This is a genomic window from Hydrogenophaga sp. (genome assembly GCF_036675665.1).
Classification (GTDB): Bacteria; Pseudomonadota; Gammaproteobacteria; order Burkholderiales; family Burkholderiaceae_C; genus Hydrogenophaga.
In genome coordinates, this window is the sequence record NZ_JAKFEO010000022.1 from 1 (window position 1) to 14,994 (window position 14,994).

13 protein-coding genes are annotated in these 14,994 nt (G+C 62.7%); 3 read left to right on the forward strand and 10 right to left on the reverse strand.

Annotated features, from left to right (window positions below):
* The coding region (gene groL / locus V6M63_RS09640; protein WP_332741366.1) for a chaperonin GroEL at window positions 1-1,302 on the forward strand (1,302 nt) is incomplete at its 5' end.
* Between the two features lie 307 nt (window positions 1,303-1,609).
* On the opposite strand, the gene tal is transcribed toward groL, so the two are convergent.
* Window positions 1,610-2,551 carry a transaldolase gene (gene tal, locus V6M63_RS09645; RefSeq protein ID WP_332741367.1) on the reverse strand — a complete coding sequence of 314 codons (942 nt, stop codon included), beginning with the start codon at window positions 2,549-2,551 and terminating at the stop codon, window positions 1,610-1,612.
* 64 nt (window positions 2,552-2,615) lie between these two features.
* Between tal and V6M63_RS09650 the strand changes: the two genes are divergently transcribed.
* Window positions 2,616-3,464 carry a MurR/RpiR family transcriptional regulator gene (locus tag V6M63_RS09650; protein WP_332741368.1) on the forward strand — a complete coding sequence of 283 codons (849 nt, stop codon included), beginning with the start codon at window positions 2,616-2,618 and terminating at the stop codon, window positions 3,462-3,464.
* 139 nt (window positions 3,465-3,603) lie between these two features.
* Here the strand turns inward: V6M63_RS09650 and V6M63_RS09655 are convergent, their stop codons facing one another.
* The 8 genes from V6M63_RS09655 to V6M63_RS09690 all read right to left on the reverse strand — a co-directional run bounded on the left by V6M63_RS09655 (window position 3,604) and on the right by V6M63_RS09690 (window position 13,073).
* Entirely contained in the window at window positions 3,604-4,701 is a 1,098-nt protein-coding gene (locus V6M63_RS09655; RefSeq protein ID WP_442909567.1) for an ABC transporter ATP-binding protein, read from the reverse strand.
* Complete coding sequence (locus tag V6M63_RS09660) at window positions 4,698-5,672, reverse strand: ABC transporter ATP-binding protein (protein WP_332741369.1); 975 nt, start codon at window positions 5,670-5,672, stop codon at window positions 4,698-4,700. The genes V6M63_RS09655 and V6M63_RS09660 overlap by 4 nt, the downstream gene beginning before the upstream one ends.
* A 2-nt stretch (window positions 5,673-5,674) precedes the next feature.
* Entirely contained in the window at window positions 5,675-6,586 is a 912-nt protein-coding gene (locus tag V6M63_RS09665) for an ABC transporter permease (protein WP_332741370.1), read from the reverse strand.
* 129 nt (window positions 6,587-6,715) lie between these two features.
* Window positions 6,716-8,293 (reverse strand): ABC transporter substrate-binding protein, encoded by a 1,578-nt coding sequence (locus V6M63_RS09670; RefSeq protein ID WP_332741371.1) that lies wholly within the window; start codon window positions 8,291-8,293, stop codon window positions 6,716-6,718.
* Window positions 8,290-9,570, reverse strand: a complete 1,281-nt coding sequence (locus tag V6M63_RS09675; protein ID WP_332741372.1) for a M20 aminoacylase family protein — start codon at window positions 9,568-9,570, stop codon at window positions 8,290-8,292. Before V6M63_RS09675 ends, V6M63_RS09670 begins: the two co-directional genes overlap by 4 nt.
* 12 nt (window positions 9,571-9,582) lie before the next feature.
* On the reverse strand, window positions 9,583-10,563 hold the full coding sequence (locus V6M63_RS09680) for an ABC transporter permease (protein ID WP_332741373.1): 981 nt from the start codon (window positions 10,561-10,563) through the stop codon (window positions 9,583-9,585).
* A 64-nt stretch (window positions 10,564-10,627) separates the two neighbouring features.
* Window positions 10,628-12,214: an ABC transporter substrate-binding protein gene (locus tag V6M63_RS09685; RefSeq protein ID WP_442909568.1), complete on the reverse strand. Its 1,587-nt coding sequence runs from the start codon at window positions 12,212-12,214 to the stop codon at window positions 10,628-10,630.
* A 100-nt stretch (window positions 12,215-12,314) separates the two neighbouring features.
* Window positions 12,315-13,073 (reverse strand): DUF3047 domain-containing protein, encoded by a 759-nt coding sequence (locus V6M63_RS09690; protein ID WP_332741374.1) that lies wholly within the window; start codon window positions 13,071-13,073, stop codon window positions 12,315-12,317.
* 15 nt (window positions 13,074-13,088) lie between these two features.
* Here V6M63_RS09690 and V6M63_RS09695 point away from each other — a divergent pair, with 15 nt between their 5' ends.
* Complete coding sequence (locus tag V6M63_RS09695) at window positions 13,089-13,649, forward strand: ComEA family DNA-binding protein (protein WP_332741375.1); 561 nt, start codon at window positions 13,089-13,091, stop codon at window positions 13,647-13,649.
* A gap of 86 nt (window positions 13,650-13,735) precedes the next feature.
* Here the strand turns inward: V6M63_RS09695 and V6M63_RS09700 are convergent, their stop codons facing one another.
* Window positions 13,736-14,737, reverse strand: coding sequence for a porin (locus V6M63_RS09700; protein WP_332741376.1), 1,002 nt, complete (start codon window positions 14,735-14,737; stop codon window positions 13,736-13,738).
* Between the last annotated feature and the right edge of the window lie 257 nt (window positions 14,738-14,994).

A 14,994-nucleotide genomic window follows, 5' to 3' on the forward strand; every position in this document is an offset into this window, starting at 1 on the left:
GACCTGAAGCGCGGCATCGACAAGGCTGTGGAAGCCCTGATCGCCGAGCTGAAGAAGGCCTCCAAGGCCACCACGACCAGCAAGGAAATCGCCCAGGTCGGCTCCATCTCCGCCAACAGCGACACCAGCATCGGCGACATCATTGCCAGCGCCATGGACAAAGTGGGCAAAGAAGGCGTGATCACTGTGGAAGACGGCAAATCGCTGCAGAACGAGCTCGACGTCGTTGAAGGCATGCAGTTTGACCGTGGCTACCTCTCGCCCTACTTCATCAACAACCCCGAGAAGCAGTCGGCCCTGTTGGACAACCCCTTCGTGCTGCTGTACGACAAGAAGGTCTCCAACATCCGTGACCTGCTGCCCACGCTGGAGCAGGTGGCCAAGGCCGGCCGTCCGCTGCTGATCATTGCCGAAGACGTCGAAGGCGAAGCCCTGGCGACCTTGGTGGTCAACACCATCCGCGGCATCCTGAAAGTGGTGGCTGTGAAGGCTCCTGGCTTCGGCGATCGCCGCAAAGCCATGCTGGAAGACATCGCCATCCTGACCGGCGGCAAAGTGATCGCCGAAGAAGTCGGCATGACGCTGGAAAAAGTGACCCTGGCCGATCTGGGTTCGGCCAAGCGCATCGAAGTGGGCAAGGAAAACACCACCATCATCGACGGCGCCGGCGCTGCTGCTGACATCGAAGCCCGCGTCAAGCAAGTGCGTGTGCAGATCGAAGAAGCCACCAGCGACTATGACCGCGAGAAGCTGCAAGAGCGCGTGGCCAAGCTGGCCGGTGGCGTGGCTGTCATCAAAGTCGGTGCTGCCACCGAAGTCGAGATGAAGGAAAAGAAAGCCCGCGTGGAAGACGCCCTGCACGCCACGCGCGCCGCAGTGGAAGAAGGCATCGTTGCTGGTGGTGGCGTGGCTCTGCTGCGTGCCCGTCAGGCCGCTGGCACCATCAAAGGTGACAACGCCGACCAGGACGCCGGCATCAAACTGGTGCTGAAAGCCATCGAAGCGCCTCTGCGCGAGATCGTGGCCAACGCCGGTGGCGAGCCGTCGGTGGTGGTCAATGCCATCCTGGCTGGCAAAGGCAACTACGGCTTCAACGCTGCCAACGACACCTACGGCGACATGATCGAAATGGGCATTCTGGACCCCACGAAAGTGACCCGCACCGCGCTGCAGAACGCCGCTTCGGTGTCCAGCCTGATGCTGACGACCGAAGCCATGGTGGCCGAATCCCCGAAGGATGACGCGCCTGCCATGGGTGGTGGTGGAATGGGCATGGGCGACATGGGCGGCATGGGCATGTAATTGCTCCTTGCCTGAGACGCCATGCCGGCGTTGCAAGGGCTTGCCGTGGCGCTGCCACTGTCTACGCCCTTGCGCCTTGGCCTGGCGCCTCATGCTGCGTCGGAATGCATCACTGCAGGCCGACAGGGAACCCCAAGAAAAAACCCCGCGAGGCAACTCGCGGGGTTTTTTCATTTCTGCTTCGCTGTTCGCGCACCCAAAGCGTGCGTGCCCGGCTTGGCCGGACGGCGATTTGCTGACGCGAAGCGGCTGATGAGCCGTCCGGCCAAGCCGGGCACGCACGCGCTCCAAGCCAAAGAGCAAACACTCAGCGCATCAAAGCTTCCAGCTTGATGGTGTCAGCCACAAACGCCCGGATGCCTTCAGCCAGTTTCTCGGTCGCCATCGCATCCTCGTTCAGAGCAAAGCGGAAGCTGGCTTCGTCGTGGGTCACGACAGGTATGTCCATGGCTTTTGCAGCTTTGGCATCGAGCGCGCGGCTCAAGGGCGCCTCGTTGGCGGCCAGTTGGGCCAGCAGGTCGGGGCTGATGGTCAACAAATCGCAACCGGCCAGCGCCGTGATCTGGCCCACGTTGCGAAAGCTCGCACCCATCACCTCGGTGGGGATGCCGTGCTTTTTGTAATAGTTGTAGATGGCGCGCACCGACACCACACCAGGGTCGTTGGCACCGGCCATGGCGGCCTCGTCCCAGGCGGCACCGGCGCTCTTCTTGTACCAGTCGTAGATGCGGCCCACGAATGGGGAGATCAGTTGCACCTTGGCGTGCCCGCAAGCCACCGCCTGGGCAAATGAAAACAGCAGCGTGAGGTTGGTGTGGATGCCGTCGCGCTCCAGTTGCGCCGCGGCCTGGATGCCTTCCCAGGTGGAGGCGACCTTGATCAGCACGCGCTCCGCAGACACACCCTCGCTCTGGTACAGCTCGATGATGCGGCGCCCACGGGCCACCGTGGCCTCGGTGTCAAAACTCAGGCGGGCGTCCACTTCGGTCGACACGCGCCCCGGAATCAGCTGCAGGATCTCGCAGCCGAAACGCACCAGCAACCGGTTCGTGACCTCGTCCAGCCCCTGGTCTCCGTGCTGTGCAACAGCGTCTTTCAGCAGGTGGGCGTACTCGGGCTTTTGCACCGCTTTGAGGATGAGCGATGGATTGGTCGTGGCGTCGTGTGGGGCAAACGCGGCGATCTGCTTGAAATCGCCGGTGTCGGCCACCACGGTGGTGAATTGTTTGAGGGCGTCGAGCTGGTTCATGGAACGGATTATCCGACAAACTTGGTAATAAAATTTCATTCCTTGCTGTCACCAGGTACTCCCCATGCTCGACCGGATCAAAGCCTCCCTGCCTTCGCTGGCGCCCGCCGAGCAACGTGTTGCCAAGCTCGTGCTGCTGGACCCCCGCACTTTTGCCAGCCTTCCGGTGACCGAGCTCGCCGAGCGCTCCCACGTGAGCAAGCCCACTGTGGTGCGCTTCTGCCGCAGCATGGGCTACGACGGCCTGTCCGACTTCAAGCTCAAACTCGCCGGCACCGTGAGCGAGGGCGTGCCCTTCATCCACCGCAGCGTGGACGTGGACGACAAGACAAGCGACGTGCTGGTCAAGGTCATCGACAACACGGTGGCGGCGTTCCTGAAGTACCGCAACGACGCCTCCAGTCACGCGATCGAGAAGGTGGTGGACGCGCTGGTGGCGACCTACAAGCACAAGGGCCGCATCGAGTTTTACGGCGCGGGCAACTCCGGCATCGTCGCGCAGGACGCACAGCACAAGTTTTTCCGCCTGGGCATCAACGCCATTGCGTACAGCGACGGTCACATGCAGGTGATGAGCGCCTCACTGCTTGGCCCCGGCGACTGCGTGGTGATCGTCTCCAATTCGGGCCGCACGCGCGACCTGATGGACGCAGCCGACATCGCGCGCAAGCACGGCGCCACCGTGATCACCATCACCACCAGCGGCACACCGCTGGCCCAGGCCGGCCACATCCACCTCTCTGCCGACCACCCCGAGGGCTACGACCGTTACAGCCCGATGACCTCCCGTTTGATGCATCTGATGGTGATCGACATCGTGGCCACCTGCCTGGCGCTGCGCATCGGTGGCACCAAACTGCAGCCGCTGCTGAAGGAAATGAAGAACAATCTGAAAAGCAAACGATACGCGTGACCATGCGCGTTGCGCAAAGATCACGCGTCCCCCTGCGCCGCTGACGCGGCTTCCCCCAGAGGGGGACGATGCCTGTGGCCCGGCAGAGCCGGTTCCACGGCATCCTGGACTCAGGCACGTTGCGCCGGAAGCAGCGGGTCTAAATCCTGCCCTCTTCCACCGCGTGACACGCGATGCGGATGCCGCCGAGGTCCAGCAGGTTCGGGCGCTCGTTGCGGCAGCGGTCGTTCGCGTGCGGGCAGCGCGGGTTGAAGGCGCAGCCGCTGGGTGGGTTCAGCGGGTTGGGCACTTCGCCGGACACCGGCGTACGCGCCCTGCCCGTGTCGTGCATCTTCGGAATCGCATCCAGCAGCATGCGCGTGTAGGGATGGCGCGGGCTGTCGAACAGCGTGTGCTTGGGCGCGAGCTCGACCAGGCGGCCGAGGTACATCACGCCCACCTGGTCGCTCACGTGGCGCACCACCGCCAGGTTGTGGCTGATGAAGAGATACGTCAGACCGCGCTCGCGTTGCAGGTCTTTCATGATGTTGAGCACCTGGGCCTGCACGCTCACGTCCAGCGCGCTGGTGGGCTCGTCACACACCAGAAACTCGGGTTGCGTGGCCAGCGCCCGCGCGATCGAGATGCGCTGGCGCTGGCCGCCCGAGAACTGGTGCGGGTACTTCACGCGGTCCAGGGGCGACAGGCCGACCGACCTCAGCAAGTCGTCGACCCGAGCACGCAAGGCGTCCGGCTCGGTCTCGATCTCGTGTTCGCGCAGTGGCTCGGCAATGATGTCTTCCACGCGCCAGCGCGGGTTCAGGCTGGCGTAGGGGTCCTGGAAAATCATCTGGATGCGGCGGCGCAGCTTGCGCCCTTCGGGTGTCTTGAACGCCGCATGCGCGTCCTGCCCGTCGAACTCGAAGCCACCGCGGGTGGGTTCGTACAGGCCCACCAGCAATCGCGCCACAGTGCTTTTCCCGCAACCCGACTCCCCCACCAGCGCCAGCGTCTGGCCGCGCGGGATGTCGAACGACACGCCGTCCACCGCGCGCAGCAGTTGGCGCGGCTGGCGCTCGATCACGCGGTTGAGCCAAGGCGCCGAGACATCGAAGGTCTTGGCCAGGTCGGTGGCGCGCACCAGCGGTGCGCTGGTGGCGGCCTCGGTGGTGGCGGCGGACACGGCAGCGTGTGTCTGCGCGGTCTGCGACTGGATGGCCTGGGCCTGCACGGCCCGCTCGAACATGTCGGCGCTCATGCAGCGACACCCGCGGTGGCGTGCAGCCAGCAGGCGGCGCGCGTGGCGCCGGCCGCCAGCAGATCGGGGCGGTCCACATGGCAGCGGTCGAACACCTTCTCGCAGCGCGGGTTGTAGGCGCATCCTGTCGGGATCGCATTGAGACGCGGCATGGCGCCATCGATCTGGTGCAGTCGCTCGCGATCCATGCTCATGTCTGGAATGCAGGCCATCAGACCTGCGGTGTAAGGGTGGGCGGGGTGGTTGATGACCTCGTGCACCGGCCCGATCTCGGCGATGCGTCCGGCGTACATCACGGCCACGCGGTCGCAGGTTTCGGCGATCACCCCCATGTCGTGCGTGATGAGCATCACCGCCGCGCCGCGCTGTTTGCAGATCGTCTTGAGCAGCGTGATGATCTGCGCCTGGATCGACACGTCGAGCGCTGTGGTGGGTTCGTCGGCCACGATGAGTTGCGGCTCGGCGGCGAGCGCCAAGGCGATCACCACCCGCTGGCGCATGCCGCCACTGAACTGGTGCGGGAAGTGGTCGATGCGCTGCTCGGCCGCCGGTATGCCGGTGTCCTTGAGCAGTTCGATGGCACGCTTGCGCGCCTCGGCCTGCGTGACAGGCAGGTGGGTGGTGATGGTCTCGATGAGCTGGCGGCCCACCGAATACAGCGGATTGAGCGAGGTCAGCGGGTCCTGAAAGATCGCGCCGATCTTGCGCCCGCGCACTTTGCGCATCTCTTCGTGTGGCAGGTTGTCGATGCGCCGGCCATGCAGCAGGATCTCACCCGAGGCCACACGGCCCGGCGGCTCGAGCAAGCCGATGATGGAAGCACCGGTAAGCGACTTGCCCGCGCCGGATTCGCCCACCACACCGAGGATTTCGCCCGGTGCGATGTCGAACGAGATGTCGTCGAGGGCACGCAGCGTGCCGCGGCGGCCGGGAAATTCGACGACGAGGTTCTTGACTTGAAGCAGGCTCATGTTCAGCGCAGTCGTGGGTTCAATGCATCGCGCAGCCAGTCGCCCAGCAGGTTCACGCTGAGTGCGATCAGCACCAGCATGGCGCCCGGAAAAATGGTGATCCACCACTCGCCGGAGAACAGGTAGTCGTTGCCCACGCGGATGAGCGTGCCCAATGACGGCGACGTGGGCGGCGCGCCCACGCCCAGGAACGACAGCGTGGCCTCGGTGATGATGGCCGTGGCCACCTGAATGGTGGCGAGCACCAGCACCGGACCCATGACGTTGGGCAGCACGTGGCTGCGCATGATGCGCAACGGTGCCACGCCGGTCACGCGAGCCGCCTGCACGTATTCCTTGTTGCGCTCCACCAGCGTGGAGCCCCGCACGGTACGCGCGTACTGCACCCAGCCGGTGAGCGTGATCGAGATGATGAGCACGCCGAAAGCCAGCGCCTCGTGCGCATTGGGAAACAAGGCACGACCCACACCGGCAATCAACAAGGCCACCAGGATGGGGGGGAAGGACAACATCACGTCGCACAAGCGCATGAGCAGGCTGTCGACCCATCCACCCAGAAAACCGGCGGCCAGGCCAAACGACACACCGATCACCACCGAAAGCACCACCGAAGCCAGCCCCACCGCCAGCGAGATGCGCGCACCGTACATGAGTGCAGAGAGGATGTCGCGGCCCTGGTCGTCGGTGCCCAGCAGGAAGTTGCGCGAACCCTCAGGACTCCAGGCCGGCGGCAGGCGCGCGTTGGACAGTTCCAGCGTGGCCAGGTCGAACGGGTTGTGTGGTGCCACCCAGGGCGCGAACACGGCGCAGAAAATGCAGATGAACGCGATCACCGCCGCCACGATGGCAGTCGGTGAGGTGCGGAAGCTGTGGCCGACATCGCTGTCGAACCAGCGGTGCAGAAGAGAAGTCAACGGAAAGTCCTTGGAAATGCAACGAGGAAAGAGAGGGCCCAACCAGAGCTCGCGAGGGTCCGGCTCCGCCGGCCCCAGCGTGCGTCCCCCCACCGGGGGGAAGCCGCCGCAGGCGGCGCAGGGGGGCCTCTATTTCACGGACATGTAGCGGAACGGCATGAAGTTGTCGGCCAGCTGGACCAGGGTCACGTTGCTTGCCACACCCCAGGCCAGCGCCTGCTGGTGCAGAGGCAGGTGGCCGATGTCGTCGGAATGCAGCTTGAAGGCCTGCTTGATCAAGGCGTCGCGTTTGGCCTTGTCGGTCTCCGACTGGATCTGCACAGTCAACTCGTCAATCTTGGGATTGCAGTACGCACCCAGGTTGAACTGGCCGCTGCCCTTGTCGTCCACACAGCGGATCAGCGCATTCAGGGCGTTGTGCGAGTCGTAGGTGCCCGGGGTCCAGCCCAGCATGTAGAAGCTGGTGTCGCGCTTGAGGACTTTGGGGAAATAGGTGCCCTTGGTCTCGGCTTGCAGGAGGATCTTCACGCCCACCCGTGCAAGGTTGGCCGCCACAGCCTGGCAGATCGCGCCGTCGTTCACGTAACGGTCGTTCGGACAGTTCATGGCCACCTCGAACCCGTTGGGATAGCCTGCCTCGGTGAGGAGCTTCTTCGCCGCGTCGGGGTCGTAAGGCAGGCGCGTGTTCATCGACTCGTCAAAGCCGTTGATGCCCGGGCCCACCAGCAGTGCGGTGGGTTTCGAGGCGCCGCGCATCACCGTGCGCTGGATACCGTTGATGTCGATCGCCTGGTAGAAAGCCTGGCGCACGCGCTTGTCCTTGAACGGGTTCTTGCCCTTGACATTCGAGAACAGCAGTTCGTCGCGTTTCTGATCCATGCCGAGGAAGATGGTGCGCAGCTCGGGGCCCTGCATCACCTTGCTCTTGCCGCTGGCGTTGATGCGCGCCACATCCTGCAGCGGCACCGGCTCGATGACGTCGACCTGGCCCGACAGCAGCGCGGCCACGCGCGTGGAGTCGTTGCCGATGGGCGTGTACTCCACGTTGATCACATTGCCTTCGATCTTGCCCCAGTAGTTGCCGTTGCGCACGAAGCTGGTCTTGATGTTGGGCTGGCGCTCGCGCAGGCGGAAAGGTCCGGTGCCGTTGGCACGAAACGAAGCGGCATTCTCGATGCCCTTGCGGCGATCCACCGGGCGCGTGGCCTGGTTCTCTTCGGACCACTTCTTGTTCATGATGAACAGCAGCGAGAGCACGTCGGGCAGGATGGGGAACGGTCCCTTGGTTTCGATGTCGACCGTGAAGTCATTGACCTTGCGGACTTCCTTCACATCGTTGGTGTAGCTCTTCATGTCCGAGCCTTCGCCAGACGCGCGAGCGAAAGTGAACAGCACGTCATCGGCCGTGAACGGCGCGCCGTCGTGGAATGTCACGCCTTTGCGCAACTCGAAGCGCCAGACGCTGGGCGAGGTCTGCTTCCAGCTCGTGGCCAGTGCGGGCACCAGCTTGAGGTTCCGGTCGCGCCCCACCAGTGGCTCGTACACGTTGTTCGTCACGCTGAGTTGCAGCGATTCGTTGAGCGAATGCGGGTCCATGGAGAGCGCATCGCCCTGGTTGCCGATGCGGATGGTCTGTGCGCTGGTCGAGCCCACGGCGAAGACCGCGGACATCACCAGACCGCTGACCAGTGTCTTGTTGAACTTCATGCATCACTCCTTGCGTGGTTGGAAACTGTGGAAGCCATTTGAGCAGGCTTGGCGTGTGCGTCGGCCAAGGGCATGCCATGCTCAATCAGGCCGGCGTGCAGCGCGGCACCCAGAGGCAGCACCTCGTCGTTGAAGTCGTAGCGGCTGTTGTGCAGGTAGCACCCACCCATGCCGCTCTCCAGGCCTTGCCCCAGGCGCAGATAGGCGCCGGGTCTGGCCTGCAGCATGAACGAGAAATCTTCGGCGCCCATGCTCGGGTCCATGTTGCGGTCCACGTGGTCGTGGCCCAGCAGTTTCTGCGCCACGTCGGCCGCGAAGCGCGCCTCGGCGGCGCTGTTGACCGTGGCAGGGTAGATGCGCTCGTACTTCACATGGGCCGCAGCGCCCAGACCCAGCGCCACGCCCGAACACACCTCTTGCAGGCGCTGCTCGATCATGTTCTGCACTTCGGCGTTGAAGGTGCGCACCGTGCCCACCAGCGTGGCGTTGCCCGGCATCACGCTGAAGGCACCCATGTCCCCGGCCTGCATGGCACAAATGCTGATGACCGCGCTGTCGATGGCGCGCACGTTGCGCGAGACGATGCTCTGCACCGCGGTGATGATGTGCGCGGAGACCAGCACCGGGTCCACCGTCTGGTAGGGATGCGCGCCGTGGCCGCCCTTGCCGGTGATCTCGATGGTGATGCGGTCGGCCGATGCCATCATCGGGCCGGGGTTCACACCCACGGTGCCTGGTTTCATCTGCGGCCAGTTGTGCATGCCGTAGACCGACTGCACCGGGAAGCGCTCGAACAGCCCGTCTTCGATCATGGCCTTGGCGCCCGCAAACCCTTCTTCACCGGGCTGGAAGATCAACACCGCCGTGCCATCGAACTGCCTGGTTTCTGCCAGGTAGCGGGCGGCACCCACCAGCATGGTGGTATGCCCGTCGTGCCCGCAGCCGTGCATCATTCCGGGCCTGGTGGACTTCCAGGCAAAGTCGTTGTGCTCGGTCATGGGCAACGCGTCCATGTCGGCGCGCAGACCGATCATGCGGCCGCTCTCGCGGTGCTGACCGTGAATGACAGCCACCACACCGGTCTTGCCGATGCCGGTGTGGATCTCGTCGACACCGCACACTTTGAGCGACTCCACCACGCGTTGTGCCGTGTAGTGTTCTTCGAAGCCGATTTCAGGATGGGCGTGCAGATCGCGCCGCAGCGCAGTGAGATCGGGGTGGAAAGCTGCGATGTGCGCAAACGCGCGCCCATGGGCCTTGATGCGGGAAGTGAGCATGTCGTTGCAGGTTCAGTGACCGCCGGATTTTTCAACGCGCAAGCGCGGATCAACGGCGAAGTAGAGCAGATCCACGATCAAGTTGATCACCACGAATATCAAGGCGATCAGACACAGGTAGGCGGCCATCACCGGAATGTCCGCAAACGTGACCGCCTGGATGAACAGCAAGCCCATGCCCGGCCACTGAAACACCGTCTCGGTGATGATGGCAAACGCGATCAGACCGCCGAGCTGCAGGCCCGTGATGGTCATCACCGGCACCAGCGTGTTTTTCAGCGCGTGGCCGAAATGCACGGCGCGGTCGGTGAGTCCTCGGGCGCGAGCAAACTTGATGTAGTCGGTGCGCAGCACCTCCAGCATCTCGGCTCGCACCAGCCGCATGATCAGCGTGAGCTGGAAGATCGCCAGCGTGATCGCGGGCAATGTGATGTGCAGCCAGCCTTTGGCGGTGAGAAGTCCGGTGGACCACCAGCCCAGCTGGACCACGTCGCCTCGGCCAAAACTTGGGAACCAGCCCAGGTTCACGGCGAACACCAGGATCAGCAGAATGCCGATCAGGAAGGTGGGCAGCGACACACCGAGCAGTGACACGGTCATGAACAGCTGGCTCATGAACGTGCCTCGCTTGAGCGCGGCGTAAACCCCCATCGGGATACCAGCGGCCAGTGCCAGCACGGCGGCAACCATGGAGAGCTCCAGCGTGGCCGGGAACCGCTCGGTGATCAGGCGCGACACCTTGGCACCCTGGCGCAAGCTCAGGCCGAATTCGCCCTGCACTGCATTGGCAAGGAAATGCCAGAACTGCACGAAGAAGGGCTGATCGAGACCGAGGTCGGCCCGCAGTTCGCGGATCTGATCCGCCGTGGCATCTTGCCCCAGCAGGAACACCACCGGGTCGCCCACGTACTGAAACAACATGAACGCGATCAGCGCTACGCTGATCATGACGATCACGGCTTGCGCCAGTCGCCGGAGAATGAATGCAAACATCGTGGGTACAAATGAAGAGAGGGTCGCGACCCTAGGTGAGCGACCCTCTGCAGATGGGCTGAAATCAGTTTACCTTGATCAGGCGCCAATCCAGCCGGTTGTCAGCGCGGTGCACCACGTCAATGTTCTTCTTCATTGCCCACGGAATGACCTGGTTGTGCAGCGGGATGTGCGCCACGTCTTCGTTCTGCAGGGCCAGCGCCTTGGTCAGCAGTTCGGTGCGCAGCTTCAAGTCGGTTTCCTTCTTGGTGCGCTCCACCAGCGCATCCATCTGCGGGTTGCTGTAGCGCCCCACGTTGTAGTTGCCGTCGCCGCCCGCGCCCACCGAGCGCACCAGCGACTGCAGGCTGTACAGCGCGTCAAACGTCGGTACGCCCCAGCCCAGCATGTAGATGCTGGCTTCATAGCGCTGAATCATCGGGAAGTAGGTCACCAGCGGCAGTGTGCGCAGCTTGGCCTTCACACCGATGCGCGCCCACATGGCTGTGACCGCCTGGCAGATCTGTTCGTCGTTGATGTACCGGTTGTTGGGGCAGGCGAAGTCCACCTCGAAGCCGTCCTTGTAGCCGGCATCGGCCAGCAGCTTTTGCGCCGCACCCACATCGAACGGATAGCGCTTGTGCACCGCGTCCGTCCAGCCATTGACCTGCGGCGCCACCAGCGCACCGGTGGGTTGACCCAGACCGCGCAGCGTCACGCGGGCAATGGTGTTCATGTCGATGGCCTGGTAGAGCGCCTTGCGCACGCGCTGGTCTTTCAGCGGGTTCTTGCCCTTGATGTTGCTGCCGGGCAATTCACTGCGGAACTGGTCCATGCCGAAAAAGATGGTGCGGTTCTCGATGCCATCGATCACCTTGAGGTTTCCCTCTGCACGCACGCGCGGCAGATCCTGCGGACTGGGATCCAACACAAAATCCACCTCACCCGAGAGCAACGCGGCCATGCGCGTGGCCACGGCCTTCACCGGGGTGTAGATCACCTCGGTCACGTTGCCTTCAGCCTTGCCCCACCAGTTCGCATTGCGTGTGAGCACCAGTTTCTGGTCAGGCTGCCATTCCTTCAACATGAACGGTCCGGTGCCGTTGGCATTGCGGTGGGCAAAGTTTTCCTCTTGGGTCTTGATGTCTTTGGGCGAGGTGGAGTTGTTCTTCTCGGCCCAGGCCTTGCTCATCATGCGCAGCTCGGTGAGCTGGTTCAGCAGCACCGGGTTGGCATCCTTGGTGAAGATGTCGATGGTGTTGGCGTCCACCTTGACCACCTTGTCGATGCCCTGAGCGTAGATGCCGAAGTTCGAAGTCTTGCTCATCGCTCGCTCGATCGAGAACACCGCGTCGTCGGCCGAGAAGGCGGAGCCATCGTGGAACTTCACGCCGGTGCGCAGATTGATGCGCAGCTGCGTGGGCGTGACTTGTTTCCAGGCCGTGGCCAGGATCGGCTCGGGCTTGAAGGTCTTGCTGTTGTAGTACACCAGCGACTCATACACCGACGCGTGAATGCCATTGGCCAGGGCGTTGTTCTGCGAGTGAATGTCCCAGGTCGGGATGTCGCTGGCGCTGGTCCATTTGAAGGTCTTCGCCTGCAGCCCACCAACCCCCATGGCAAGCGCGGCAGACAGAACAGCGAGGCGCAGATTCAAGACACGTGAATTCATGAGGAAACCCCAGATTGAAAGAACAGGCTGGGACTATGCAACAAACGTTCCCGCCTCCGAACCGGGGTTACCCGAATCGATGACGCCAACACATCTCGGATCAACGAGCTGGTGCCACGCTCTCCAGCGTCAGCGCACCGTACCAGGCGGTGAGTGCGCTGCCGGTGTTGTCGGTGTCGGTCATGAGGGCGACCACACGCAATGGCCCTGGCTCTTCGCCAAAGGCGTGTTTGAAGTCTGCCTGCACGTTGCGCACATGGTCGCGCCAACGACCCAGTTGACTTGGGCCGCTGTCGAGCACCAGTTTGCGTATGCGATCGGTGCGCGGATTCACCACCACGGTGCCTGGCACCTCCTTGTTGCCCCACACATAGATCAACGTGGCGTAGGGCAACTCCTCGCCCGTGAGCAGGCGACTCCATTCCGAGAGTCTGTGCATCTTGGGCGTCCAGCGCGTGCGGTCGCCTTCAAACCCCAGAACGATGCCCACCGGTGAGTCAGATGCGTCGGCCTTCGCCAGATCGGCCGCCAAGGGCAATGCATCCACCCGCCACGAAAAGGCCAAGCGCCCCGGCGCGAGCAAGGCGGGCTCGAACCTGCGCCGCAAGATGCTCACGGAGTTGTCCGCCTTGACGCGCAACGACGGCCGCGCCAAGACATCCACCGGCTCATAGGCCACGTAGCGCTTGCCCGGCAGGGCAAACGGCTGCCACGCCAATGCGCTGTGCGGAGTGATCAACAGCCGCTCTGCTGCCTGGTCCAACGCCGACTGGCGCCCTGAAGCAACCGCCTCGGTGTCGCTGTCGCCCCCTTCGGGCGGCACCGCGCAGGCGATGACACCCAGGGCGAGAACAAGCACCCCCAACCAACGCCCTTGCATGAATACGCGAACAAGGGTGGTGGGACACGAAAAAGGCAGGCGATGGCGCATGTTGCAAATGGGCCAAAAAGACCCAATAAATATCGAGACGTTCTGCTTTTTTGTAATTGTTTTGATTTAAATTTCAAAGCCGAAGCCTGCCATCAGGCTTCCGTGGCAGATCCGACATTGCAAACCAACCGTTCGAGTCTGGCGCGTTCAAACCACTTCAAAAACGGAGGACTCATGTTCAAGAAATTTCTGGCCAGCTCGCTGGCATTGCTCGCAGCAGCCAGCTTCGCTGCCGTCGACATCAACAAGGCCACCCCGGCCGACCTCGACAGCATCAAAGGCATCGGCCCCAGCACGTCCACCAAGATCCTCGACGAGCGCAAGACGTCACCGTTCAAAGACTGGGGGGATCTCATTCAGAGGGTACCCGGCATTGGTGACAAACGCGCAGCCAAGCTGTCCTCGGAAGGCCTGACCGTGAACGGTGAAGCATTCAAAGCGGTGGACAAGCCCATGGTCGAGAAAAAGGCAGCAGACAAGAAGGCCGCTGCGGCCGCCAAGTGATCGAGAAGGCACGGTCACGCCCATGAAAAAAGCCACCCGGCACGCCGGGTGGCTTTTTGGCTGATTGCAGTTCCGGAGAACCGAGATCAGAACTTGTGCTGGATGCCGACGCCGAACACCGTGCCTTTGAGCACCGTGTTGCCAGCGACTTCTTCCTTCGCCTTCGTGAAAGCGGCATAGGTCGAGGTGCGCTTGGAGAGTGCGTACAGAGCGCCGACGGAGTAGCCGCTGCGTTCCGTGTCCGAGCCATCCTTGTCTTTCGATGCGGCGTAACCGGCCGACAGGGTCAGAGCCGACGACAGAGGGAAGTCAGCGCCGATTTGCCAGTCATTGGTCTTGGTTGCGAACACATTGCGGGTCGTGCCAACACCACCTTTGATGGTTGCAACGCCGAGGTCATATGCCGCGGTCAGGTAGGTGAACTTGGCATCTGCGCCAACACCTGCAGCGTCCGACTGCACTTGGTAAGCCAAAGCAGCGGTCAGAGGACCAGCAGCGTATTGCAGGTTGAAGTCGGTCTGGTCTTGGCTGACAGCAGCGCTTTCGTCCAGGCCGTGAGACACGGCAGCACTGAACCCACCCATGTTGGGCGTCGTGTAACGCAGCGCATTGCGTGGCTTGTCGTTGTATGCGGCAACGCTCATGACTGCATAAGCAGGAGAGAACGCGCCTGCGTCAAAGATGGAGTTGCCGATGTAGAAGATGTCGTCGAAGGCCGACCACACGTTACCGAACTGAACGGTACCGAAGCCACCTTCCAGACCAACCCAAGATTGGCGGTTGAACGCGCTGCTAGCACCACCGGCGCCGACGTTGGCGGTACCGTTGGAGGCGTCAAAGCCCTGCTCCAGTTTGAAGATGGCTTTGAGACCGCCACCCAGGTCTTCAGAACCTTGCACACCCCAACGGCTGGAAGCCAAGCCACCAGAATTCAACTCCGTAACAGAGGCAGAACCCACACCAGGAATTTCAGCCTTGGTACGGCCAGCCCACACGTCCACGATACCGTAGAGGTTCACGGTGGATTGAGCTTGAGCAACACCAGCAACCGAACCGAGAACTGCCAGGGCAATCAGGGATTTTTTCATGGAGATTTCCTTAAAAATACCGCGGTACAACACCACGAGTTAATAAAACCGACATGTGGATGTTATGGGCGAACAGCGGCATGGATAAGGGTATCCCCTAAAAAACGGGCGGAATCGCAGGCAGTTCGTTGCCTTGCTGCAACAGCAAGGCTTCGTCGCTTCTGACCTGTTGCAGATGCCAGGGGCAAAGAAAAAAACCGCCTGCTCTCGCGAACAGGCGGTTTGAACCACTGATTCAACTGGCCTCAGGCCAGCGA

Bases quoted from the DNA above. Each gene is read 5' to 3' on its own strand.
- tal (WP_332741367.1), bottom strand. From the start codon at position 2,551: ATGAACCAGCTCGACGCCCTCAAACAATTCACCACCGTGGTGGCCGAC.
- V6M63_RS09650 (WP_332741368.1), top strand. From the start codon at position 2,616: ATGCTCGACCGGATCAAAGCCTCCCTGCCTTCGCTGGCGCCCGCCGAG.
- V6M63_RS09655 (WP_442909567.1), bottom strand. From the start codon at position 4,701: ATGAGCGCCGACATGTTCGAGCGGGCCGTGCAGGCCCAGGCCATCCAG.
- V6M63_RS09660 (WP_332741369.1), bottom strand. From the start codon at position 5,672: ATGAGCCTGCTTCAAGTCAAGAACCTCGTCGTCGAATTTCCCGGCCGC.
- V6M63_RS09670 (WP_332741371.1), bottom strand. From the start codon at position 8,293: ATGAAGTTCAACAAGACACTGGTCAGCGGTCTGGTGATGTCCGCGGTC.
- V6M63_RS09675 (WP_332741372.1), bottom strand. From the start codon at position 9,570: ATGCTCACTTCCCGCATCAAGGCCCATGGGCGCGCGTTTGCGCACATC.
- V6M63_RS09680 (WP_332741373.1), bottom strand. From the start codon at position 10,563: ATGTTTGCATTCATTCTCCGGCGACTGGCGCAAGCCGTGATCGTCATG.
- V6M63_RS09685 (WP_442909568.1), bottom strand. From the start codon at position 12,214: ATGAATTCACGTGTCTTGAATCTGCGCCTCGCTGTTCTGTCTGCCGCG.
- V6M63_RS09700 (WP_332741376.1), bottom strand. From the start codon at position 14,737: ATGAAAAAATCCCTGATTGCCCTGGCAGTTCTCGGTTCGGTTGCTGGT.